This window comes from Niallia sp. M35 (assembly GCF_050971705.1).
GTDB lineage: Bacteria > Bacillota > Bacilli > Bacillales > Cytobacillaceae > Niallia > Niallia circulans_A.
Map to the genome: position 1 here is coordinate 34,854 of NZ_JBPCEP010000006.1, position 23,612 is coordinate 58,465.

21 protein-coding genes, 1 pseudogene and 1 riboswitch are annotated in these 23,612 nt (G+C 32.9%); of the genes and pseudogenes, 7 read left to right on the forward strand and 15 right to left on the reverse strand.

The genetic code is table 11. The features are described 5' to 3' along the window. Window positions 1–13: 13 nt before the first annotated feature. The 3 genes from NiCM35_RS09310 to NiCM35_RS09320 all read right to left on the reverse strand — a co-directional run bounded on the left by NiCM35_RS09310 (window position 14) and on the right by NiCM35_RS09320 (window position 3,951). Window positions 14–484, reverse strand: a complete 471-nt coding sequence (locus NiCM35_RS09310; protein WP_095329913.1) for a PTS sugar transporter subunit IIB — start codon at window positions 482–484, stop codon at window positions 14–16. A gap of 14 nt (window positions 485–498) precedes the next feature. Continuing rightward, on the reverse strand, window positions 499–921 hold the full coding sequence (locus tag NiCM35_RS09315; protein WP_095329912.1) for a PTS sugar transporter subunit IIA: 423 nt from the start codon (window positions 919–921) through the stop codon (window positions 499–501). A gap of 279 nt (window positions 922–1,200) precedes the next feature. After that, a complete protein-coding gene (locus tag NiCM35_RS09320; RefSeq protein WP_095329911.1) occupies window positions 1,201–3,951 on the reverse strand; it encodes a sigma-54-dependent transcriptional regulator in 2,751 nt (916 codons plus the stop codon). A gap of 258 nt (window positions 3,952–4,209) precedes the next feature. On the opposite strand from NiCM35_RS09320, the gene NiCM35_RS09325 reads away from it, so the two are divergent. Next, window positions 4,210–4,863, forward strand: coding sequence for an HAD family hydrolase (locus NiCM35_RS09325; protein WP_095329910.1), 654 nt, complete (start codon window positions 4,210–4,212; stop codon window positions 4,861–4,863). Between the two features lie 125 nt (window positions 4,864–4,988). Here the strand turns inward: NiCM35_RS09325 and NiCM35_RS09330 are convergent. The 6 genes and pseudogenes from NiCM35_RS09330 to pfkA all read right to left on the reverse strand — a co-directional run bounded on the left by NiCM35_RS09330 (window position 4,989) and on the right by pfkA (window position 10,714). Beyond that, window positions 4,989–5,566: pseudogene (locus NiCM35_RS09330) on the reverse strand (RNA polymerase factor sigma-54). Window positions 5,567–5,629: 63 nt separating this feature from the next. Next, window positions 5,630–6,217, reverse strand: coding sequence for an RNA polymerase factor sigma-54 (locus NiCM35_RS09335; protein ID WP_303984329.1), 588 nt, complete (start codon window positions 6,215–6,217; stop codon window positions 5,630–5,632). A 112-nt stretch (window positions 6,218–6,329) separates the two neighbouring features. Beyond that, window positions 6,330–7,094 (reverse strand): glucosamine-6-phosphate deaminase, encoded by a 765-nt coding sequence (gene nagB / locus NiCM35_RS09340; protein ID WP_095329908.1) that lies wholly within the window; start codon window positions 7,092–7,094, stop codon window positions 6,330–6,332. A 260-nt stretch (window positions 7,095–7,354) separates the two neighbouring features. Continuing rightward, window positions 7,355–8,368, reverse strand: a complete 1,014-nt coding sequence (locus tag NiCM35_RS09345) for an SIS domain-containing protein (RefSeq protein ID WP_095329907.1) — start codon at window positions 8,366–8,368, stop codon at window positions 7,355–7,357. A gap of 602 nt (window positions 8,369–8,970) precedes the next feature. Next, window positions 8,971–9,720: a GntR family transcriptional regulator gene (locus tag NiCM35_RS09350; protein WP_095329906.1), complete on the reverse strand. Its 750-nt coding sequence runs from the start codon at window positions 9,718–9,720 to the stop codon at window positions 8,971–8,973. Between the two features lie 28 nt (window positions 9,721–9,748). Then, window positions 9,749–10,714: a 6-phosphofructokinase gene (gene pfkA / locus NiCM35_RS09355; RefSeq protein WP_095329905.1), complete on the reverse strand. Its 966-nt coding sequence runs from the start codon at window positions 10,712–10,714 to the stop codon at window positions 9,749–9,751. A gap of 244 nt (window positions 10,715–10,958) precedes the next feature. On the opposite strand from pfkA, the gene NiCM35_RS09360 reads away from it, so the two are divergent. The 4 genes from NiCM35_RS09360 (at window position 10,959) to NiCM35_RS09375 (ending at window position 15,522) form a co-directional block, all read left to right on the forward strand. Continuing rightward, window positions 10,959–11,939 (forward strand): LacI family DNA-binding transcriptional regulator, encoded by a 981-nt coding sequence (locus NiCM35_RS09360; RefSeq protein WP_095329904.1) that lies wholly within the window; start codon window positions 10,959–10,961, stop codon window positions 11,937–11,939. Between the two features lie 93 nt (window positions 11,940–12,032). Next, the gene (locus NiCM35_RS09365) at window positions 12,033–12,842 is read left to right on the forward strand and encodes a PfkB family carbohydrate kinase (RefSeq protein WP_095329903.1); all 810 of its coding nucleotides are present in this window, start codon (window positions 12,033–12,035) and stop codon (window positions 12,840–12,842) included. Window positions 12,843–12,930: 88 nt separating this feature from the next. Then, a complete protein-coding gene (locus NiCM35_RS09370; protein WP_095329902.1) occupies window positions 12,931–14,328 on the forward strand; it encodes an APC family permease in 1,398 nt (465 codons plus the stop codon). Between the two features lie 744 nt (window positions 14,329–15,072). Beyond that, complete coding sequence (locus NiCM35_RS09375; protein WP_171509977.1) at window positions 15,073–15,522, forward strand: AraC family transcriptional regulator; 450 nt, start codon at window positions 15,073–15,075, stop codon at window positions 15,520–15,522. A gap of 412 nt (window positions 15,523–15,934) precedes the next feature. Here the strand turns inward: NiCM35_RS09375 and NiCM35_RS09380 are convergent, their stop codons facing one another. Continuing rightward, the gene (locus NiCM35_RS09380; protein ID WP_433779297.1) at window positions 15,935–16,498 is read right to left on the reverse strand and encodes a hypothetical protein; all 564 of its coding nucleotides are present in this window, start codon (window positions 16,496–16,498) and stop codon (window positions 15,935–15,937) included. Between the two features lie 766 nt (window positions 16,499–17,264). After that, window positions 17,265–17,366, forward strand: a riboswitch (cyclic di-GMP riboswitch). A 60-nt stretch (window positions 17,367–17,426) separates the two neighbouring features. On the opposite strand from NiCM35_RS09380, the gene NiCM35_RS09385 reads away from it, so the two are divergent. Both NiCM35_RS09385 and NiCM35_RS09390 read left to right on the forward strand, forming a co-directional pair. Continuing rightward, on the forward strand, window positions 17,427–17,624 hold the full coding sequence (locus NiCM35_RS09385; RefSeq protein WP_433779298.1) for a hypothetical protein: 198 nt from the start codon (window positions 17,427–17,429) through the stop codon (window positions 17,622–17,624). 91 nt (window positions 17,625–17,715) lie between these two features. Further along, window positions 17,716–18,123: a YkvA family protein gene (locus NiCM35_RS09390; RefSeq protein ID WP_249877837.1), complete on the forward strand. Its 408-nt coding sequence runs from the start codon at window positions 17,716–17,718 to the stop codon at window positions 18,121–18,123. A gap of 33 nt (window positions 18,124–18,156) precedes the next feature. Here the strand turns inward: NiCM35_RS09390 and NiCM35_RS09395 are convergent, their stop codons facing one another. The 5 genes from NiCM35_RS09395 to NiCM35_RS09415 form a co-directional block, all read right to left on the reverse strand. Continuing rightward, entirely contained in the window at window positions 18,157–19,338 is a 1,182-nt protein-coding gene (locus NiCM35_RS09395; protein ID WP_095329897.1) for a NupC/NupG family nucleoside CNT transporter, read from the reverse strand. Between the two features lie 349 nt (window positions 19,339–19,687). Then, window positions 19,688–20,896 (reverse strand): M20 family metallopeptidase, encoded by a 1,209-nt coding sequence (locus tag NiCM35_RS09400; protein WP_095329896.1) that lies wholly within the window; start codon window positions 20,894–20,896, stop codon window positions 19,688–19,690. A gap of 12 nt (window positions 20,897–20,908) precedes the next feature. After that, window positions 20,909–21,766: a MetQ/NlpA family ABC transporter substrate-binding protein gene (locus NiCM35_RS09405; RefSeq protein WP_095329895.1), complete on the reverse strand. Its 858-nt coding sequence runs from the start codon at window positions 21,764–21,766 to the stop codon at window positions 20,909–20,911. Between the two features lie 80 nt (window positions 21,767–21,846). Next, on the reverse strand, window positions 21,847–22,509 hold the full coding sequence (locus tag NiCM35_RS09410; RefSeq protein ID WP_047943633.1) for a methionine ABC transporter permease: 663 nt from the start codon (window positions 22,507–22,509) through the stop codon (window positions 21,847–21,849). Then, complete coding sequence (locus tag NiCM35_RS09415; protein ID WP_095258424.1) at window positions 22,509–23,525, reverse strand: methionine ABC transporter ATP-binding protein; 1,017 nt, start codon at window positions 23,523–23,525, stop codon at window positions 22,509–22,511. Before NiCM35_RS09415 ends, NiCM35_RS09410 begins: the two co-directional genes overlap by 1 nt. Window positions 23,526–23,612 lie beyond the last annotated feature (87 nt).

Genomic DNA, 23,612 nt, shown 5'->3' on the forward strand with positions numbered 1-23,612 from the left:
CCTCCTTTTTTATCTATATTACATTTTGTACATGGACTTTTTTGTCTGTTGGTACTTGGCGAATTTCTAATTCAAGTCCTCTATTCATCATTTCTTTCAATATTTCTTCTTCTTCAGGTAAGACATTAATCGTATGAGATAGCATCCGTGTCCCTTCTTTTGCTTTAATACCACCTAGATTAATAGACTTGATGCCAGCATATCCCTTTGCGAGTCTATTAGCATCATCTATAGATCCAATAACAATAAGTAATTTATATTTATCTGTTACTCCACTATTTAATGCACTAATAGAGTCTTCTATATTTTTTATAACTAATTTTGTTCCATGTGGTTTTGCTAATTTTAGAGTAGTCATTTGAATTTCATTATTTACTACTTCATCATTAGCAATCAATATACAATCTGCTCCTACTGCATTGGTCCAAGAAAAGGCAACTTGCCCATGTAATAGTCTATGATCAACACGTACTAATTTAATCATGTATCTATCCTCCTTTAAAAGTCATCTCCGCTAGTCTCCAGTATATTCATCTTATTATTACAGTATTGAATGGCATCTTTGGATAATGAGATAGTTTGCTCTAGCCACTGTTCTGTACTATTTTCACTCGTTTGCGTACTTATTAACTCAATCAACAATGGCAAATTCAAGCCAGATATCAAATGGATATGACATTGTTTACTAATATTCATAAATTCATTATTAATACTGCCACCAAAAATATCCGTTATTATAATCACCTCCTCATTTTCTTCATAATGTTCCAATGCTGCTTTTATTTGCTGTTTTAAATCAACAGTAGGATCAACATAAGCACATATCGTTGATACATTGTACTGTTTGCCCATGATCATGCATAAAGAATCATAAATTCCCTCCGCAAAACGTCCATGGCTTGCTAACAAAAATTTCCTCATTTATTTTATCTCCTCCTATCTAAATTGCCCTCACCTTTATAGATGCAAAAACCATGCCAACTTTTTTTAAATTTTTAAATCAAGTAATAAATCCTTGTATTTCAAGGTTAAAAAAAATAATTAAAATAAATTTATTAGCTTCCCTTGACACTATTTTTTGAATTTTTGACACTAAGCCAAAAATACTATAAAAAATGCGTACTGATTAGAAGTACGCATTTAAACATTATTAAGCAACAGGACACTATAATATTTCCTTGAATCAGTCGACATATTTTATTAAGAGGCTGATATAATATCATAAATATAAATTAACTCAGGTAGGTTGATTTGAACATTATAAATTTTCTCTAGACTATTAAATGCTTGCTTAATAATTTCTATTATCTTATTTTGAGATTTTTGGAAGTTTTTTAAATTAGGATGTGTTTCAATTGGTGCTTGCCTGATAAGTCTTTCTATCAAACAGCTCATATGGATATATAAGCTTAGTTTTTTATCATTAGATATTCTCTTATTTAAAAGTACTTCTAATATAGTCAGACTATCTTCAATATGATGAATTACCTTATCTGTATCTAATATTGTTAAAGATTGAATAACTTGTTCAAAAGAAAAGTTACGGACAATGGCATTATTTATTTTTTGAATATCGATAGCTTCTTTCTTAGAGGAGAATATATGGAGTAATTTATCCTCCCCTTTTCCAGAAATCAGTTCTTCTAAAGAAATAAAATCAATCCCCTGGATTTTTGGGTCAGCAGTTCCAACTATAGCTAGCACATCATAAATATGAAATAACGCTTCTTTTATCCCCTGATTACAAAGTCTTTCATAATCATGTGCGATAATTTTTATTTTTAATTCATTTGGAATACTATATTCTAATAGTTTTTTTATTTTTAATGCTGTTCCCATACCTGTAAAACATGAAGTAACAATCGCCATCTTCTTCGACGTATCAGGATATATGACTTTATATTTTGTTTCGTTATTCACCTTTACTTGTTCTACTATTTCTTCCAAATAGACTATATCTTTTAACATTTCCCCAACATTAAGCGCCATTTGTGTAGAAACATTATTAATAATAGCAACAGGTCCATTAACTTTCTTTTTAAAGGAATCGTATATATCTTTTAGCGATCCAGTATCTACTAAAATAACCAAACCGTTACTTATATCGTTCTGCTCAATATAATGAGATACATTTTCTGCAATCTCTTGTACACTAATATCAATAGGCATATCAAAAGCATCAAAAATATTTTTACCAATTAAACGATTTACTACATTTGCTATACTGCTTGCAGTTGCATATCCATGTGCTAGTATTATTGCTTTAATCGGCAATCTATTACTTTGAACTTGTAAGCTTTTTAGATAAAATGCTAAGAAAATCACATCTGATTTAGTTAGATTAAATTCCATTTTACTTTCAATTAATGAAATTAACCTGGTTGTAAATTCCTTTTCTTCTTTCATATGATTACAAACATATTCGTACAATTCTGTTTCTATTTGGAGTGTTTTTTCATCCCATACAAAAGATTCGCTATTTTTAGCATATAGATAGTGTCCAATTGCAACCACACTATTTCCATTAAATGCTACATTATAATTACTTTCTAAGTATCGAAAAACATCTTGAATATTATTAGTTATAAATTTTAACAATATTTTTTCTTCTTGGTTTGGTAAAGTAAAGATCAATTGGTCTAAAAGAACATTTATTTCATGAAGAACAGTGTTTTCAAATGTTATAGTTTCCAACTTATTTTTACGTTTGTCGATAAATAAACTATATATTTGTTGAAACGTCTGTTTAATCAATTTTATTCGTGGATGATTTTGTTGAATGAGTTGATCTAAAGTTGTATTCGGTTTAATTATCATTAGTTTATTATTATTGTATTTTTTCTCCGAATAATGAATTCCCTCTATTATTTCAAAAGGCAAATTTAACGTTTTTATACTTAAAGTAGTCTCCTCCATTTGTTTTGCAAAAGCAGATGCACATAAATATTTAATTGTATTTTTTAACTCCCCAATATTTCCTTTAAATGAATACAAACTTAAAGCTTCAATTACCTTTTGGGAAATTTCAATTGGTTTAGATAGGTTATTAGCTTCCTCAATAAAAAACGTATATATGAACTGGATTTTTTCATTTTCACTACGTTCATCAAGTCCAACTAAACTTACTGTAATAGGAACTCTTCTCATAAATGTATTTAAAAAATATTCATTTGGTTTTTCCGTTGTAGCAAATATTAAATGAATATTTGCACTGTGCCATCCTTCACTTTCCCCCATTTTGCGATAAACACCTTTATCCATAAATGTAAATAGTTTTTCTTGCCCTTCTTCGTTTAATCGATGTACTTCATCTAAAAAAAGAATGCCTCCATCTGCTGCGGCCAGCATCCCCTCTTGATCTTGATTTGCCCCTGTAAATGCACCTTTTTTATAACCAAAAAGCTGGCTAGAGAGCAATTCCGGGTTATTATAGTATTGGGCGCAATTGAATACAACAAGTGGTGCTTCTTTTGGTAATATCCCATTCTCGATACTATATTGGTGCATCAATTCAGCCAACATACTCTTCCCACTTCCTGTTGGCCCCTCTAACATAATAGGTAGCCCGTTTCCAGGATATAGCAATGCAGCTTTTATTTGCTCCACTACTTTTTTTAAACTTCCATTTGTTCCTATTAGTTTTTCAAAGACATCTTTTTTTGGACTATTGATTTTAGATATTCTTAAATCATTGATACTATTAAATTGAATATTTTCTACATAGAAAAAATGATTTATAAAAACATCACGATTTAGAAAGTACACTGGACGTGTATTTATTTTTATAACCTTTTTTTCCTCTACTAATTGATTTAAATAATGACTAACAGTATTTCGCTTAACAGAAAAAACCTCAGATAGTCCTGCTGCTGTTAATTGATCACTAGGATCTTCCCAATTAAAATGAATTGTAAATTCGGCAAGTATGTTAAGAATCTCGTTCTTCAGCATAATTCTCTCCTATCATCAAAATTGTTATGAATCATTATTTATATCTAACAACATATTTCCTTATATAAGTAACACTGATGGTAGTATGGTAAATTATGAGTTATTATCCATCCATATACATTTTACTTTGATTAATCCTCATTGGCATGCTATATTAATTACCAGTGGTACTATTCATATATAACATAAAACACATGACTTTACTCTACTATTTTTATGATTACGTATCTTTTTTAACAAAGTATAAAGGAGGATCACATGATAAAAGGGGTAATATTTGATTTTGATGGCTTAATCTTCGACACAGAAACACATGAATATCGTTTACTTCAGGAATTATTTACGGAACACAATAGCGAATTGCCACTAGCATTGTGGCAAAAAGAAATAGGTACACATACTGGTTTTTCACCTTTTGTGTACTTAGAAGAAAAAACTCAAAAAAAGTTAGATCTCCCTACTATAGAAAAAACATTTAAAGAGAAATTTTCTAGTAAACTTGCAGAGGAGACAGCACGTCCTGGTGTAGAGGATTATTTAAAAACTGCAAAATCACTAAATTTAAAAATTGGCCTAGCTTCTAGTTCCAATTATGAATGGGTTTCAACGCACTTAAAAAGATTAGGTTTGTTCCACTATTTTGATTGCATTAAGACTTCAGATGATGTAGAGCATGTTAAACCTGACCCATCATTATACTTAGAAGCCGCTCATTGTCTTCAGCTAAAACCAAGCGAGTGTATGGCATTTGAAGATTCAGCTCATGGAGCACAAGCTGCAAAAACCGCTGGTATGAGATGTGTTATTTTCCCAAATGAAGTAACAAATGCAATGCAATTCTGCGAAGTAGATCATCGACTCGATTCAATGCTAGCAATGCCACTTATAGAATTAATTAATAAAATTAAATAAAAATTGACAGAATCTGCTCTCTTCTATCTATTACAATAAAAAGGAGAAGAGAGCGCTTATTTTATAACTAAAAAAGATTGATTGAGAAACAATTTCTATATAACTTCCTTCCATGTAATTTTCCACTATAGATATCTTTTTCTTTTAGAGGAAGACGGTATATTTAGTTCTTCTCTATATTTAGCTATTACACGTCTAGATACATCAATATTTTCTTTTTCTTTCAAAATCAGCTTGATAGAATTACCAGAAAAAGGTTTTAATTCATCTTCCTCTTTAATATAGGATTTAATTCTTTCTTTTACATAAGTAGAAGATTTCTGTATATCTTTATCTCCTATCTTTGAATTAAAAAAAATTTATAGGGTAAAATTCCATAATTTGTTTCTATATATTTATTTGAAATAACTCTGCTTACTGTAGATTCATGTACAGATAGCTTGTCCGCAATATCTTTTAAAGTTAATGGCCTTATCACAGAGGGTCATTTATAAAAAAATTCCTTTTGTAGTTCTACTATTGCTTTGGTTACCCTATATAAGATCGTTTGTCTTTGCTGTAAACTATTTTGGAGCGACTTAAATTCAAGATATTTAGCCTTTAGATATTTAGATTCTTCTAGGTTTTCATTCTCAAGTAGAACCTGATAGTTACTAATTATCTTTAATTCTGATATGAATTTATCTAAAATTATGATTGACAAAGTTTCATCTGTTTTTAGAATACAAGCATCAGGCCTTATAAAAACGGTAGCGCTTTCACAAAATTAAAGTCCTGGTCTAGGTTGAAGCGTCTCAATTAGATCCTTTATTTCTTGTATTTTTTTTATAGAAACCGATAGCTTTTTTTCAATCAATCTCCATTTTTTACTGGCAAATAAGTTGAAGTAATCAGTGATAATAAGTTGTGCTAACTTATTATCACTGTACTTCCTTTGAAGTTGTATTAAGAGTGACTCCTGAAGATTCCGTGCACCAATGCCTGCCGGTTCTAATCCATGTAATATATCTAATATAAATTCGCCTTTTTCTTTTTCTATATGAAAATCAGAACATATACTCTCTAATGGTTGTGATAGATATCCATTTTCATCAACAGTATATATAAAATAACTTAAATATTTAAAATCCAAAGTACTCAGATTTAAGAAACGTGCTTGTTCCAATAAAAAATCATAAAGGTTTCCACTGGGACTTTTTACATAATCAATTAAGTTATTTATTTTCTCATCAATATACTGATCCACCTCTATTAAAGGGTTATTCATTGCCTGATCCTTTATAAAATCAATTAGTTCGATATTGTTATAGGCAAGAATAGAAATAGTCTGTTTTAATGTTTGATTTATAAACAGGCCCTTTCTTTGACTTTAAGTTAATTCAAATTTCAAACCCATTGTTTTACACCTCTATCTTTTAAATAAGGATGACTATATTAATACCAAGTCAAAGGATACGGATCTTATTCTATTGCCACTCAACTCTATTTATAACTTTATTTTTATTCCATTTTCTAGCTGCATGGCTATCCAAAATTACTATAACATTAGGATGTAATTTTAATAATGAAGCAGGGTTATTTGAGCATACATTACCTTCTATCATTCTATACACTGCCTCTTCCTTCTCAATACCATTTGCTAGTAGAATTATCTTTTTGCTGTTATCTAATATTGTTTTAAGGCCCATTGAAATTGCTAAGGTAGGAACTAAATGAATATCTCCAAAAAATCGAGAATTTGCTCTTAGTGTGCTTTCGGATAGTTGCACTACTCTTGTTTTATCATGGAAGTTTGATCCTGGTTCATTAAAACCAATATGCCCATTAGCTCCAATTCCAAGAACCTGTATATCTATTCCACCAATTTGTATAATTTTTTGTTCATATCTTTCACATTCTAACTGCAAATTAGCATTATTACCATTAGGAATATATATTTTACTATAGTCTATATTAATGTGTTTAAATAAATTTTGAAACATAAAGTGATGGTAACTTTGTGGGTGTTGTTTAGATATTCCTACATATTCATCCAAGTTAAATGTTACAACACTAGAAAAGTCTAGGGACTCTTCTATATGCATTCGAACTAGCTCTTTATACATACCAATTGGAGTGCTGCCAGTTGCTAGACCTAAAACAGAATTAGATTTCTCTTTTAGTTGTTCTTTTATTATTAAAGCTCCAATCTCACTCATTTTTTGATAATTATCAACTGTTATAATTTCCATTTTTTCTCCTCTATCTAAAGATAATTTAAATTTTTCTCAGAGTCATCTTAAGTTTGTGAAATCTACTTAATGTAAATCCTTGTAATTAAGGGAAATAGAAATAACTTAGGCCACTATAAAAGAGTTATCCTGATTTGATAAAATCATATCACTTAAAAGAATAGTAAATTAAAAACTCCATAATAAATAAATGCCTCTTTCCACTAGAGGCATTTATTTATATTGCTGTTTCAAAATATCTAATTATCCGATTTTATTTCTTAGTATTTTACTCTTCTATAATATCTTCTAGTAGTTAATGGATGATTACGTTCTTTTTCAAGATGGCAGCTTACTCTCTCTAATAATGTCGCTAAAATTACTGGAGATAAATAACCTCTGACTTCTTTAGAAATTCCTGCTAACTCATAGTCTTTTGTATCAAAAATTGTTAATTCATTTGTATATCCCTCGGCAAAATTCTCAACACGGTCTGTTAATGGACGTGTTTCATCTTCTCCTTTTAAAAGAATTATACTTGTAGTCTTTTCAACTAGTTCAAGTGTTCCATGAAAAAAATCTGCAGCGTGTACTGGTCTTGTTTTTATCCACTGCATTTCCTCTAATATACACATACCATAATAATAAGTTTGAGGATAAGAATTTCCAGAACCAACAAGAATATGGTATTCTTCATCTTTATATTTTGCAGCAAATTGAGCAGCTCTTTCTTCTGTTTCTTCTTTTACATTTAATAAAGCTTCTGGAACTAAATTCAATTCATTCATTACTTGTTCATATTGTGAAAATTCGTTTCTTCTATACATTAATCTAAATACAATTAAATAAGATTGAAGGTAGAAGGATTCGCAAGATGTATCATCTTCAGCAAAATTAACTAAAGTATAATCTGCTACCTCAGTTAAAGGAGTTCCCGCATTCCCTACTAAAGCTATTGTTGTTGCACCCTTCTCTTTACAAAATTGAGCAACTTTAATTGTTTCTTCTGTTGTACCTGAAAGAGATGGTAATACTACTAAAGAATTCTTATCAAAGTATTGATGATTTGTTAACATAAATTCTGCTGTAATTACCGTGAACACCGGTAATTTCGAATTATTTCTCATAATGAACTCAGCTGGTTCCATTAAAATTCCAGCTCCTCCAGAACCAAGAAAGAATAAACTACTAATACCCTTTTCAAATTCTGTATCTATTACAGAATTTATCTCTTCTTTCAAAGCTAAAGCACCGGTCTGAATTTTTATAAATCTCTCTTTGTCAAAATTAAACATTTTATCAACCTCCATTATTTTTTACCACTGTTTACCTGTGGTAACTTACCTATGGTAATTATATTATCACCATCTTATATAATTAGGCAAGTGAATATTTATAATTAACTAAAAATTTTTTCAAATCACTTTTTATTTCCAAGTATTCTCCATTCAAAGAGTTTAGTTAGAAATGTTTACTTTCGGTCAACTTTTTTCATCTAGCAAAATGGAAGATACACCTCGTTTCTCCTTTATCTATGATTTGGTAGAAGACAGGTATAGGAAAAGGATGTGGGAGAAATGATTGAACGTGTTTTCGGCAGATGTAAAGAAAAGAATGGTTTTCAATGGAGTTTTATAAGGGAAAGGAGTCTTAAAAAAATTGTCTATGAAGGCGATGCTTATTTTTACAATAATGAACTTTAAGAAAATGGCAAACTGGACTTAGCTGAAATCTAAAACACAAAAGAAGATTAAGGAATAGATCAAAAAATATAAAAATAACAAGAAAAGCGACCTAAAAAAGAGGATCAGAATGATAACATTCTGATCCTCTTTGTTGACAAACAGAAGCAGTTATAAATAACTACTTTTTTAATACCTCTATTTAGCAAATAAACTTACACATTAGGTTTAAATACTTCACTTTCAAATCTTGCCTTATACGCAGGATATCTTGATCGCACATACTCAAAAGGAATACCGTTTTCCATAAAACCTAGACTTTGAAAGAGCGTTACAGGACTATCTTTTTCTATTTCTAAATAAGTTGCTTCATTGGTGGATGCATGAATTACTTCTATAGATCTTTTCGCCTTGTATATAGAAATATCATACTGATTTAAAAATTCATAGAGAGATTGATCAGTAAAATTCGCTTTTATTAAATCAGGGCAAATAGTTAACGGCAAATAGGATGTAACCAAACACATCGGTTCCTTATCTAAAAAACGTAATCTTTCCAAGATAAAAATTTCCGTACCTTCTGGAATGTTTAATTTATTCGCCACCTCAGCAGATGCAAGGCCTACGGTTTGTTGAAGAACTCTACTGTTTGGTTTTTTATGCTGCATACTAGCATCTTCATAGAATCCGATAAACCACTGCATTGCATGATCTATATACTTTTTTTCCTTCTCTGCCACAAATGTTCCCTTCCCAGGTAATCTATATATTTCCCCAGCTTGTTGAAGCTCTTCTAAAGCTCTTCTTACTGTAGGTCTACTCACATCATATTTATCACACAATTCACGTTCGGAAGGAATAGGTGTTAGTGGAGAAAGCTCTTTCCATTCATCTAACATAATTTCCTTTAATTGTTGATATAGAGGAATGGAATAATCTTTATCTTTAATGATTTTTTTTGTCAAATGGTTTCAACCTCATTCCATTTTCAGATCATATAGATATCTTATCATTTATTTCATAAAGATTTAAGTCCGCGAACGACTTTTTCTGAAAAAGTTGATCAAAATCATTTTCCACTATTTTATTATCTTTTAATCCTAACATTTTTCCTACTGTTTGCCGGTCAAATAATAATTGTGCAGCATACGCTCCCCATCTGCTTCCTAATATTCTATCTGATGCTGTAGGAGATCCACCTCTTTGAATATGACCTAATACTGTAAGTCTTGTCTCAAATTCTGTTTGTGCTTCTATATATTTTGCAACATCACGAGCGCTCGCCGTTCCTTCTGCTACAATAATAGTGCTATGAGTCTTTCCTCTTTTATACGATCTTACTAATTTTTCAACAATATTATTTAAATTAGGACTAATCTCTGGAATGATAATTGACTCCGAACCAGCAGATAGTCCAGCACTAATAGCTAAATTTCCACTACTTCTTCCCATTACCTCAATAACATATACTCTTTCATGAGAAGAAGCAGTATCTCTTATACGGTCTATACATTGTATAGCAGTATTAACAGCAGTATCAAATCCTAATGTCATTTCTGTTCCAGGAATGTCATTATCTATAGTTCCAGGAATAGTTACGGTTGAGATACCACAATCAAATAATCTTTTTGCCCCTTTACTAGAGCCATCTCCGCCAATTACTACTAAACCATCGATATCTAATTCTTTCAATTTTTTTATCGCCAAGTCTCTACCTTCGTCTGTTTTAAAAAACTCTGATCTACTCGTTCTAAGGATAGTACCGCCTCGATGAATAATATCTGCTACACTTCCTATCTCAAGCTTTTCTATATCTCCATTTATTAATCCTGTATAGCCATGATAAACTCCATATACCTCCATTCCTAAAGAGATACCATTTCTTACAACTCCTCTAATAGCAGCATTCATTCCTGGTGAATCTCCACCACTTGTTAAAACGGCAATTTTTCTTACCATATAAATTCCTCCAATTCAAATTATTCACCATAATATTACCACAGGTTAATTACAATAGGTAACAAATAAATAAATAATTACTCTTTTAAAAGTTATTCCCGATAAATATTTTTTATAAAAATCTTATAAATTTAGATTGTCAGATAATATAACAGTCTTTTTTTCTATTTCCAAAAAAATATTTTGACAATTCAAACAACCACTGGTAACATACAAATCAAGAAAGATATGGGAGGAGGTTATTGTGAAAATTACTGTTGAAGATGTAGCAATGCATGCAGGTGTCTCTCGAGCAACTGCCGCTAGAATCTTAGGCGGTTATGCTGGTCCTCGAACAAAATCAAAAGAAAGAGTATTATCATCTGCAAAAGAGTTAGGATACTTACCAAATAACTTTGCAAAAGGTTTGGCTAAAAGTAAGAGTAATAAGATAGGTATTATAATACCTGATATTGAAAATTTATTTTTTGCAAAATTATATCGAGGAATTGAATCTATTTGTTCTAAGGAAGGTTTTTCACTTCTCCTAGGTATTAGTGGTGAAGATAATCAAAAGGAAGCTAGGATTATAAAAGAATTATTAGCGGATCAAGTTGAAGGTATCATTATTGCATCTACTAATGGGCTATTTGATATAGTTAATTATTCCGTCCCAATCGTTGCAGTAGATCGTATCCCAATTGATAATAAATATAGTTGGGTAAGTACAAATAACTATGAAACTGCCCATCTCGCAATTAATCACTTACATGAACAAGGATATAGACATATTTCTTTAATTACAGATTTTCCACACTTATCAACTATTAAGGAAAGAAAATTAGGTATAGTAGATGCTGCCAAAAATAAGATGGCTAGTATCTCTACACATATAACTACTTCCCATAAACTAGAAGAAATGGTAAAAGAAATAAAAGGCTTTATCTATCAAAATAAGCCTGAAGCTATTATTGCGACAGATTCTGTTATCTGTAACGCCATCTTAATTGTTATTAAAGAACTAGGATTGCAACTAGGTCGTGAATTGGGATTGTTAGCATATGATGACGAGCCATGGATGCAATTATTTACACCTTCCATTACCACTATCCAACAGCCCGTTGTAGAAATGGGCGAAAAATCAGCACTATTACTGTTAGAACAACTTTTTTCTACAAAAACTGTCATTCGACAGGAAAGACTTCATAGCCAGTTGATTATAAGAGAATCCACTAATCGAAATTAATTAAATTCAAGAGAAAAATAAGATGTCCATAGTAAAGAGCGGCAAATTGAGAGCGCTCTCTTTTTTCAGAATATTATCAAGGGGGTTACTAATATGATTGTAGGAATAGGGGATAATTGCATTGATTATTATTTACCACCAATAAATATTAAACGTACCGGTGGTAATGTAGTAAATGTTGCAGTTAATTTAAGAAAACACAACTTAGCTGCAACCTATATTGGTACTGTAGGAACAGATAAAAAGGGAGAAATAGTATTATCCTCACTAAATAAGTTTGGCCTTGATACAAGTCATGTTTCAAAGTTAGATGGAGAAACAGGAATAACAGAAATTGAAGTAGTAAATGGAGAATATATCATTAAATCAGAGAAATATGGTGTAAGTAATAAAATAAATATTTCAAAGGAAACACTAGAATTTTTAAGAAAAAATGCCCATATTATACATTTATCTATAACTGGGAGCGCATTTACTCTTATTGAAAAACTAAAAGATCTAGATATCCCAATTTCGTGTGATATAAGCAACTTTTACTTGAACTATTCAAAAGAAGATTGGTCTTCACTACTGCCACATATAGATTATGTTTTTGTTTCCGGTGGATCAAATTTATCCAAAGAAGAGGCATTAGAAACTTCAAAACAAATTTTTTCATTCGGTTCTAAAAATATTATTATTACCCTCGGTTCCAATGGATGTATAGGCTTTTTTCAAAATAAAGTAATTTCTCAACCTTCCTTAATAAAACCTTCTGAAGTTGTTGATCCTTTAGGAGCAGGAGACTCTTTTATATCTGGTTTTCTTTCTTCTGTTATCTCAGTAAACAATACATCAGATCAACATTTAAAAATTGCAAGTCAATGGGCTGCAGAGACTTGTCAACATTATGGAGCCTGGTAATTACAATTGCTATAACTTATCAAAACTTCTACCCTAGTATATTCAACAAATGAATTTTAAATAATAACTAAGGAGAGAGTATGTCTATATGAAAAAACAAAACAATTCTAATAATTCTTTAAGAAAAAATAGTGTTTCACTGATTGGCGCATTGGCTATGTCTGCTGCATTTATGGGACCAGCGGTTAGTATTTTTTTTAATATGGGGCCAGCTTCTTCCGCTGCTGGTTATGCATTCCCTCTATCTTTTCTTGTTTCTATGCTAGCTGTACTTTTTATTGCCAATACAATCATACAATTTTCCAAAAAAGTGAACGGCGCAAACTTTGCTTACTCTTATACTTCTCATGGTATTGGGCCAAAAACTGGTTTCATGGCTGGATGGATTTTACTATTTGCGTATACTATGATAACTCCTATTACTTTTGCCGGTTTTGGAGCTATGACATCAGAATTTTTAGAAAGACAATTTGATATTCATATTTCATGGGTACTATTCTTTTTAATCGTTGCTCTTGTAGTTAGCGGATTATCCTATCTTGGTATTAGTCACTCAGCAAAAACAACTATAATTTTTCTTTTCTTAGAACTTATTGTTATTCTCATCTTATGTATAACAGTTATTTCTAACGGAGAATTAAATAGTGTTCAACCCTTCCTTCTATCTAGCTCTCCTCATGGATTATCATCAATTGGATTAGGTATGGTTTTTGGAATTCTCTCTTTTACCGGTTTTGAGTCTGCAGCAAACTTAGGAGAAGAAACAAAAGAAGCTAAAAAGACTATTCCAAAGGCTATTACTATCTCAGTTATCATGATAGGTGTTTTATATGTACTTAGTGCTTATGTTGCTGCAATTGGATTTAACAATTTAAATGACCTACAAAATAATGGTTCTCCATTTGACTCCTTAGCTCGAACCTTCTGGGGAAGTAATTTTGCTTGGATTATTGGTATTTCTGCTCTGAATGGTGTTTTTGCTAATGCCATTGCTGGCCAAGCTTCTATCGTAAGAAACCTTTTTTCCCTTGGACGTGAAGGAATTCTCCCACATACATTAAGTAAAACAAACTCCAATGGCGTTCCTGTTCATGCGATACTTTTTAATCTAACGCTTTCTATAATTATTGGATTGGCTATTGGCCTTTGGAAAGATGGATGGGCTGTATGGAATATCCTCGGTGGAATAATGTCAATTAGCCTAATTGTAGTCTACGGAATAGTAACCGTGGCGCTTCCGTTTTTCTATAAAAGAAACTATCCACAAGAATTTTCAACAAGTAAACATTTGATTTTCCCAATAATAGGGATTTTACTACTTATATTACCTTTATACTCAAGTTTATATCCTATCCCTAAATTCCCATACAACTTAGCTCCCTACTTACTAATAATTTGGTCTTCAATAGGATTTATTTATTATAAAAGGCTATCATCTAGACAAGCAAATATCGCAGAAAAATTCGGAGCTGTGCTGGAAGAATAATATGTTTTTGATGTAAAGCCACACAATTTCTAACTTTGTAGCGAGGCAACTTCTTATTTTAAGTTGATTTAGTTCCATCATTCTTTAAAAGCAAATTATAATTATTAAAAAAACGAAGCAGACTGAATACATTGACTCCTATGTGAGCTATTTGTATTCAGTCTGTAAATGTTCTACATAGACCTACTTTATTTAAATGAACAAAAAACAAACCCAAACAAGTATACGAAAATTTTATTACCATCTACGTATATCCATAAGAGTTTATTATGGGTTGGAATACTTTTTTAGCAACCTTTTTTTATTGGCCTGACAGGGTCACACTTTTAAAATCTAGCTAACCTAGCGGCTGAGAAGGTTATCTCAATAAATGAATAAGTGTAAATTTCTTCTTATTCTCCTAAGCTGTATGTCTTCCGCGCAATGTCCAAATTTGATAAACTATCATTAATGATTTTAAAATCGTTAGCTAGATTAATGTTATCCACCCACCAATTAATTATTTCTTCCTTTTTTATAGAACAACCTTCCTTTCTAATTAATAGAAAGGCGCTTCAAAAATCATCTCTCATTTCCATTCTTTTTGCTTCTTTTGAAATAATCTTCTCTACAAAGATATCTGTTTAAATATCCTAGTGAATTACTTCATGAGAGAAGAACACCATTCTGAAGTCAAAATCTTTTAAAAATTCACTTGAAAAATATTTTAATTCGAATTACCTTATCTAAGAAGGAGGTTATAATATGAATATAACTATTGAAGAAATACCTAAATCAAGGATTGCTTTTTTCCGAAATGTTGGGGAGTATGGGGAAAAACAAAACAAAGAATTGATGGAATCCTTTAAAAAGTGGGCAAAATCGAATGGCATATTTGATAATTCTATTATTCTCGGCATACCGCAAGATAACCCAGAAATCACACCTAAGGAGGAATGCCGTTATGATGTTTGTATTGTGGTAGAAAATGATTTTAATGTAGCAAAACCAGCTCAAGTTGGTGAATTTTCCGGTGGGAAATACGCTGTTTTCTTGCTCGACCATACAAAAGAGGCAGTCAGTGAATTTTGGGGGAATATTATTTCTGAGATAGAAAGAAATAATCTATCATTAAAAGAACAACCAATTATAGAAAGATATACTTCACAAATGATTGAAGATCATTTGTGTGAAATACTAGTTCCTATACAGTAACCGAGCAGGGGCACAGTAGGGTATTAGACGAGTATTCGCTTGATGTCTTTATATAAAAGAATGGCGTTTCCTTATTTAAATTTTGGGCACAGCGAGAAAAGGGGGCTCTGTTACCTTTTTGCACTTTTTCTTTTGGATTTCATTCAAAGAGAGCTCTTCTCTTTGACTTTTTCTCTGTTCCCCTTCTTTTTGTGGCACAGAGACCATGGCTCTATTAAATGTTTCACTTGTTTCTCTTTATAATCGTTACTTTCCCTCTACATCCTTTAAAGTTTCTACATTCAACTTTCTTATGAACCTACTTTTTCATCATTCACGCTAACTTTCACTCATGCTACACCATATTGTATTCCACAAAAACTCTGTTTGATTATCAACATAGGAGATGCCCATCTACACTTCCCTTTCTAGCTTAAATACACTGAAAAGATCGAATACGGTTAGTATCTGTTCGATAATAGATCCAATATTTTTTTTGCCAACGATATCCTGAAATAGAATGACGTCCAATAAGAGTTGGAAAGAACCAAAATCCTTTACCATTTTCTAGCCAGATATAAGTAAAGCGGAATATACAGGGGCGGATAGACATAGATTCAACAGTTGAAGTGCTTGCTTGTGACTGGTTTAATTGTGGTGATTCAGGGTCTGTCCCCCCTCCAATCGGCGGTGCATCTGGATATGCTGGAGATCCACCTACTGGAGGAGGCGGTTGTTCTCCACCTGGAAACGGCGGCAAAATCCCACCTCCGCTTGGTGGTGAAGGAGGAACGGCCCCTCCTCCAATCGATGGCGGAGTCATTCTAGATTCTCCACCTTTTAGCAAACTGACCATCCTATATTGAGGTAGAAAAGATTGTTGTCCATAATGAGCATAATACGGCTGAAAATACATTACTATTCCCCTTTCGAGCTTTTGTATTACTCTATGTAAATAGCCCATTTGAGGTGCAGTAAATAATTTTCTTGTCCGCAATTACTAAGCCCCTTAATTAGGAATCTCCTTATTGCTTTATATCAAAATTCGCTTTCCATTTTTTACGGAAAAGAAAACCTACTAACCCCACATTGCCAATTCTCAGTAACTTCCCCATGTTCCTTCAATAAAATGGAGAGAGCGATAAGGAACAATTATACGAGTTAGTTAAAACAAATTCAGAAATAGCGACAAGTTTCCCGGGAAATTTTCCTAATATCCGTCGATATTACCTTATTAAACCTCAATCAGGCATACACCTTATCACTATTACAACTAGAATAGTAACATTAACCCTTAAATAATGGAGAAGAACGTCGAAATCCAAATGTCTCTTTTTCTTTCTTTGACCATGATACCCTGTCTCAAACCGTGATTTTGCACCTCTCCCCTCTTCTCTAGATATTCCCGAATAGAATAATATACCAATTCTACTCTTACATGAATGGTAAATTCAATCTTTGCATTGGAAAAGATATTGTTTCAGTCTTCCTTTATCATTTTCTTCCACTCGTGGATATTTTTTGAATAACTCCTCTTTTTATATGGGCATTGAATGGATAAACAATTATCAAATGTGAAAAAAAATAAAAAAAAGAAATAATATATAGAGGAAAAAGAGTTTAAATGCCTAATATAGTATAAATAACCTATAATTACGACAAAACATTTGACATTTATTTTTTTATAAAGATACCTATAGGTCTTTTGATACTGGTATTATGAACTAGTAAGTACTAATCTTATACTATAATAATCTGACTAATCGACGAAAGGGCAAAATCATTGAAAAGTGATGACGCAAAGCTATAGGGGCTTAGGGGTAACGAAGATCGATTTTTTCTACATGATAGCAAAAGTTATGACATTCATTACGCTTGCCAGCCAGTTACCGAATCCACCTTCGACGATTTAAATGAAGGGAAAAGTGAAGATGAGACAAAAAAATAATGATAAAATACTAATCAAACGATCAATCGTTGTAAGCGATCAAAACTATTTTTCACCAGAAACAGGTAATATTTGGAAAGGACTATTTTTCGGAATGCTTATCAGCATCCCTTTATGGATTTCCTTTTTTGGATGGCTTCGTATTTTCCTTACTTTTGTTGGTAAAATAGACTAGGGATCAGTAAATATTTTACTTATACTACACAAAAGCATATAATCATTATATGAATAAGCGCGAAAAAACCATTAGGAAAGGGGCTTTCATAATGGCAGAATCAAAAGAAAAATTGGAAAAAGAACTTGCTGTAGCAGGAAAGCATTATTCGGAGAAAAAATTCTGGTCCAAAATTGCAAAGTTTGGAAAAAAGGCCGGTTCCTCTGTCGTTTATGCGGTGCTTCTGTTGTATTACACTTTACAAAAACCAAATGTACCTAAGAAGGTCAAAGCAACTATTATTGGAGCATTAGGTTATTTTATCCTACCTCTTGATTTACTCCCTGACTTTCTAGTTGGCATAGGTTATACAGATGATTTAGGGGCACTAGGACTTGCATTATTCCAAGTTGCTATGTACATTGACGATGATATTAAATCAAAAGCAAGATTAAAGCTTACAGAATGGTTTGGAAGTAAAGTCGATACAACTGAAATAGATAAAAAAATAAATAAATGAAAAAGGGACTATTTTTTAGTCCCTTTTTCATTATTATAGAAATAATCCTACGATTGTAGCCGTTAATATAGATGCAAGTGTTGCCGCTAATAACATTTTCAACCCAAACTTCGCAACAATATCTGCTTTTTTAGCATTAATTGCTTGAATCGATCCAGCAATAATTCCAATACTAGAGAAATTTGCAAAAGATACAAGGAAAGTAGACACAATCCCTACTGTTTTGTTTGAAAGTTCCCCAAGTAATGGCTGTAATTGCAGCATTGCTACAAATTCATTTGCAGCTAATTTCGTACCCATTACAGAACCAGCCGTTACAATTTCGCTGCCAGGTATCCCCATTATCCAAGCAATTGGTGCAAAAATATAACCCAATATCCCAGTAAAACCGATGCCGAAAATACTTGTAAAGAAACCGTCAATTAGAGCCAGTAAACCAACATAAGCAACTAACATTGCAGCAACAATTAAAGCAACACGACCACCATCTAAAGCTCCTGCAGAGATTGCTCCAAAAACAGAATTCGTATTGGAGACATCTTTTACATTGATGCTCTCATCTTCATCTTTTGAAATTGGTGCAAGAAGTGTCGCTATAATTAGTGCAGATAATGCATTTAAAATCATTGCAGCTAGTACATATTGGGGAGGAATCATCTCCATATAGGCTCCCATAATAGATGCAGAAACAGACCCCATCGCAGAAGTACATACAATAAATAATTTATTTGCATTTATCGTATCTAAATGGCCTTTAATCGCAAGAAGTGCTTCCGATTGACCAAAAAAGATTGAGTTAATGCTGTTAAATGTTACTACCTTTGATAAACCAGTAATCTTAGCCAAAGCTCCACCAATATATTTAATTGCTAGAGGCAATACTTTGATATGCGTTAATAAAGATAATAAAGTAGAAGTAAAAATAATGATCATAAGAACATTAATAAAAAAAACACTTCCGCCTTCTGGAACTAATCCGCCAGTAACAAAATTTACCCCTTCATACCCATAGTTAAGGACTTTAGAGACACCGTTAGATGTAGCTTCTACTATTTTTAGTCCTACTGTAGTTTTAAACATTATTAGTGCTACAATAAATTCAAGCACAAATAATACGAGAATAGCTCTGAAATTAATCCTTTTTTTATCATTTGATAGTAAAAAGGCAATAGCTATCGTCACAATGATACCTAATATCCCAACTAAAATCGACATAGAAAAATTCCTCCTAAATAAGAAGCAATAACAACCCTTTCCTCTTTATATAAACTATCTCAATATAGTTAATATAACTTCAAAAAACATTGTTAATACATTAAAAACGATATACAGTTTTAGATGTTACCTTATATTTAGATCAATGTCATCCTTTAATTGAAGAATAAGTTAAATTAATAAAATTTAAATCTTTCTAAATATTATCTAAATATATTTAATTCATATCATTGCAAATACTTATCTAGGTAAATAGCAACATAAAAAGCAATTCCAGGAAATCCTCCTCTGAAATTGCCTTCTGCATTTCTGTATGCTATTGAACTTTCCAGTAACAAAAATAACTATTTTAAATGGAGTTTACTTTTTCTTTTTTCGCTGCTTCAAATGCTTTATTCACACGATTTAAAAGCACACTATCTGAAAGCAAACGATAGCCTGTTTTTGCAAGGACTTGTGCTCCTTTAACAAGGGCTGCATCTCCTGTTGCTGATTTTGCGGCTTCTCGAAATTCGTTCGTATGGGCAATTAAGTCGTCTGGCCCTATTTTAATATGAGGATGCGCAGTTGGAACTTCATAGCTAATATTTCCAGCATCTGTTGATCCTTTTCCGCGAGATCTTTCCGTTACAACTGTTTCTCCAACTGCCTCTAATTCTTCTTTTAAGATTCCATCTAAAATTGGGTTTAATACAAAATCCTTCACTTCATTTTGAAATCTTTCCACTTTAACAGTCGCACCAGTGGCAAGAGCAGCTCCTTCAGCGATCGCACGAACTTTTGCTGCAACCTCTTCTGTTTTTTTCCATGTTTCGGCACGTATATAGAATCGCGCTGATGCATATTCTGGTATGATATTCGGCGCATCTCCCCCGTTTGTTATAATCCCATGGATTCTGATATCATCAGGCAGCTGTTGTCTAAGTGCATTGATGCCGACGAATAATTGGATAACGGCATCAAGAGCGTTTATCCCTTTTTCAGGTGATCCGGATGCATGTGCTGCTTTTCCGTAAAAATGAAAGTCTAAAGGATCAACAGCAAGTGTTTCACTAGTCAACGATGTTTGTCCAGAAGGATGAATCATTAAAGCGACATCAACATCCTTTAAATAGCCATGTTTCACAAAGCTTCCTTTTGCACTCCCATTCGGACCTCCTTCTTCTGCAGGTGTGCCAAGAACAACTACTTTCCCACCAGTTTCAGACAGCACTTGAGATAAGGCAATACCCGCTGCAACACTTGTTGTTCCAATAATATTGTGACCACAAGCATGCCCTAGACCAGGAAGGGCATCATATTCAGCAAGAAAGGCAATGGTGGGGCCAGATATCCCACTGTCTTTTACTGCATAAAAAGATGTTTCATGTCCAGCAACGGCAATTTCCACTTTAAATCCCGCATTTGTTAGAATATCTACATGCTTTTTGCTTGCAAAAAATTCTTGATTGCCAATCTCAGGATTTGCATGAATTAATTGACTCGTTTCAATATAAAGCTCCTTATTTGTTTGAATGGATTCATTAATTAAATCAAGACTAGATAATGTATTACTCATTTTTTCTCCTCCTTAAAGTCCTTTAAATTGTTTTGCCAACTCATCTTTTGCAATGTCCACTACAATCGAACCACCGTTTGTATCTGCTTCTACCGCTTTCACCACTTCTTCTTCATGATAAAGTTCAACAATTTTCTGATAGGTTTCGTTATTCGCATCCTTTGTACGAGCCGCAAAGATATTTACATATGGTAATACGTTTTTATCCTCTGCATCTTCTAAATAAATGGGATCTTTTACAGGATCAAAGCCTGCTTGACCAGCGACACCATTATTGATAACAGATGCTGCAACATCTGGTAAGACTCTTGGTGTTTGTTGAGCTACAACTGGCAAGATATCAAGCTTCTTTGGATTTTCTACAATCTTAGATGGATCACCAAATAATCCAAAATCATCAGCTAATGTAATTAATCCAGCAGATTCAAGTAATTTTAAAGCACGCGCTTGATTAGATGGATCGTCTGGAATAGCAATTTTGTCCCCCTCTTTTATCTCACTTACATCTTTCACTTTTTCTGAATAGATTCCCATAGGAGCAATCACTGTTGTTCCTATGGGCGTTAAATCTGTTTTGTTTTCTTCATTAAACTGACTTAGAAAAGCAATATGCTGGAAGGAATTAATATCAATATCGCCATTCTCTAAAGCTTGGTTTGGTAAAGTATAGTCTGAAAACTCGACTAACTCGATTTCAATTCCTTCTGCTTTCGCCTTCTTCTTCAAAGTCGGCCAGACTTCTCCATCGGATCCCGTCACCCCTATTTTCACCTTCACTGTTTTATCTTTACTTGATGCACTATCTGACGTGCAGGCAGCTAGTGCCCAAATAGTTGTTAATAATAGTAAAATTGCAAAATATTTTTTCATCTCTCCATCTCCTTAATTAGTAATTTTTGTATAATTTTAACTTTATAAAGCGATAAATATCCCATCGTTAAAGTTCTGTCTTAACGTCTCATTATTTTTCGTGATAATGTATTTCCAATCCATTGAGCAATTTGTACAAGTATAATCAGTATAATGACGGTAACAAGCATAACACTGCCATCAAAACGCTGGTAGCCATATGTCATCGCCACATGTCCCAGTCCGCCTCCGCCAACGGTACCAGCCATCGCAGAAAAATCGATTAAGCTGATCGTTACAAAGGTTAATCCTAGAATCAGTGGTCCTAATGCTTCCGGAATTAATACAGTAAAAATGATTTGCAAAGGGCTTGCTCCCATCGCTTTAGCAGCTTCAATAACTCCTGGATCAATACTGACTAAATTATTTTCTACTACTCTCGCAATTCCAAATGAGGCTGCAATAGTCATAGGAAATATCGCTGCCCAAGTCCCAATCGTTGTACCCACAACTGCTCTTGTTAACGGGCTGATTGCCACTAAGAAAATAATAAAGGGAATAGGGCGGATAATATTAATTAGGATATTGAGCAAACGGAAAACTAATTTATTTTCCAAAATATTTCCCTTCCTTGTCACAAAGAGAAGTAACCCAATCGTAATGCCCAATATAGATCCTAAGATAAGAGTGGTAATAACCATTAATATAGTTTCTCCAGTAGATTCCACAATGCGCGGCCAAAAAGTACTCCAATCAACCTTCATTAAACAAGCACCTCCTCAACTGTTACTAATGCTTCTAATTCATGCAGAACCGCTTTAATATTTTCCTTGCTGCCTTCAAAGGAAACAAGAAGATTCCCATAAAACTTCTCTTGCAATTCCCGCACAGATCCATAAACAATGTTTACATCGACATTAAATTTTCTTGTGACCTTTGAAAGAACTGGATCACTAGCGATTTCTCCTTTAAAAATTACTCTATATAACTTATCGCCGCCCTTATTCCTCCATTCAGCCAATAAAGAAGCAGATGGACGATCCTGCTGGACAGACTGAATAAAACGTTGAGTAGTCGAGTGTTGGGGATTTGTGAATACTTCAAAGACAGAACCATTCTCGATTACTTCACCATTTTCCATCACAGCCACTCGGTCACATATTTCTTGAATAACATGCATCTCATGTGTAATTAATAAAATCGTAATGCCTAAATCCTTATTTACTTTTTTTAATAGACGTAGTATTTCACCTGTTGTATCTGGGTCAAGGGCCGAAGTTGCTTCATCACAAATCAATATATCTGGAGAAGTAGCAAGAGCACGTGCAATCCCAACCCGCTGCTTCTGTCCTCCTGACAACTGTTCAGGATAGTCGTCTGCTTTATCGGATAAACCGACAAATTGCAAGAGCTCTGCCACCCTTTCTTTTATTTCCTTTTTCGATACACCAGCTAGCTTTAATGGGTAGGCTATATTGCCAGCTACCGTTCTAGATGTAAAGAGATTAAAGTTTTGAAAAATCATGCCGATTCTTCGGCGAAGCTTGCGAATCTCTTTTGGTGATAGGGAGGCTACATCTACTCCTTGCACTTGGATATTTCCGTTTGTTGGTGTTTCTAATAAATTCACAAGTCGTAATAAAGTACTTTTTCCAGCACCACTAAAACCAATAATCCCAAAAATTTCTCCTTGTGCAATCGAGATAGAAACATCCTTTACTGCGTTTACTTCGCGACTGCCAAGCTTAAAGGTCTTGGCTACCTTTTGAAATTCAATCATTTGCCCTTCAACTCCTATACTAGGTTAAAAACATACGTATCTTGTCAAGAAGAAACAGGCTTTTAGTGAATGCAAAAAGGCCCTGCT

What these genes read in the sequence shown, in the direction of transcription:
- NiCM35_RS09310 (WP_095329913.1), bottom strand. Translation starts at nt 484, where the DNA reads ATGATTAAATTAGTACGTGTTGATCATAGACTATTACATGGGCAAGTT.
- NiCM35_RS09315 (WP_095329912.1), bottom strand. Translation starts at nt 921, where the DNA reads ATGAGGAAATTTTTGTTAGCAAGCCATGGACGTTTTGCGGAGGGAATT.
- NiCM35_RS09320 (WP_095329911.1), bottom strand. Translation starts at nt 3,951, where the DNA reads ATGCTGAAGAACGAGATTCTTAACATACTTGCCGAATTTACAATTCAT.
- NiCM35_RS09325 (WP_095329910.1), top strand. Translation starts at nt 4,210, where the DNA reads ATGATAAAAGGGGTAATATTTGATTTTGATGGCTTAATCTTCGACACA.
- nagB (WP_095329908.1), bottom strand. Translation starts at nt 7,094, where the DNA reads ATGGAAATTATAACAGTTGATAATTATCAAAAAATGAGTGAGATTGGA.
- NiCM35_RS09345 (WP_095329907.1), bottom strand. Translation starts at nt 8,368, where the DNA reads ATGTTTAATTTTGACAAAGAGAGATTTATAAAAATTCAGACCGGTGCT.
- pfkA (WP_095329905.1), bottom strand. Translation starts at nt 10,714, where the DNA reads ATGGTAAGAAAAATTGCCGTTTTAACAAGTGGTGGAGATTCACCAGGA.
- NiCM35_RS09365 (WP_095329903.1), top strand. Translation starts at nt 12,033, where the DNA reads ATGATTGTAGGAATAGGGGATAATTGCATTGATTATTATTTACCACCA.
- NiCM35_RS09370 (WP_095329902.1), top strand. Translation starts at nt 12,931, where the DNA reads ATGAAAAAACAAAACAATTCTAATAATTCTTTAAGAAAAAATAGTGTT.
- NiCM35_RS09375 (WP_171509977.1), top strand. Translation starts at nt 15,073, where the DNA reads ATGAATATAACTATTGAAGAAATACCTAAATCAAGGATTGCTTTTTTC.
- NiCM35_RS09390 (WP_249877837.1), top strand. Translation starts at nt 17,716, where the DNA reads ATGGCAGAATCAAAAGAAAAATTGGAAAAAGAACTTGCTGTAGCAGGA.
- NiCM35_RS09395 (WP_095329897.1), bottom strand. Translation starts at nt 19,338, where the DNA reads ATGTCGATTTTAGTTGGGATATTAGGTATCATTGTGACGATAGCTATT.
- NiCM35_RS09400 (WP_095329896.1), bottom strand. Translation starts at nt 20,896, where the DNA reads ATGAGTAATACATTATCTAGTCTTGATTTAATTAATGAATCCATTCAA.
- NiCM35_RS09405 (WP_095329895.1), bottom strand. Translation starts at nt 21,766, where the DNA reads ATGAAAAAATATTTTGCAATTTTACTATTATTAACAACTATTTGGGCA.
- NiCM35_RS09410 (WP_047943633.1), bottom strand. Translation starts at nt 22,509, where the DNA reads ATGAAGGTTGATTGGAGTACTTTTTGGCCGCGCATTGTGGAATCTACT.
- NiCM35_RS09415 (WP_095258424.1), bottom strand. Translation starts at nt 23,525, where the DNA reads ATGATTGAATTTCAAAAGGTAGCCAAGACCTTTAAGCTTGGCAGTCGC.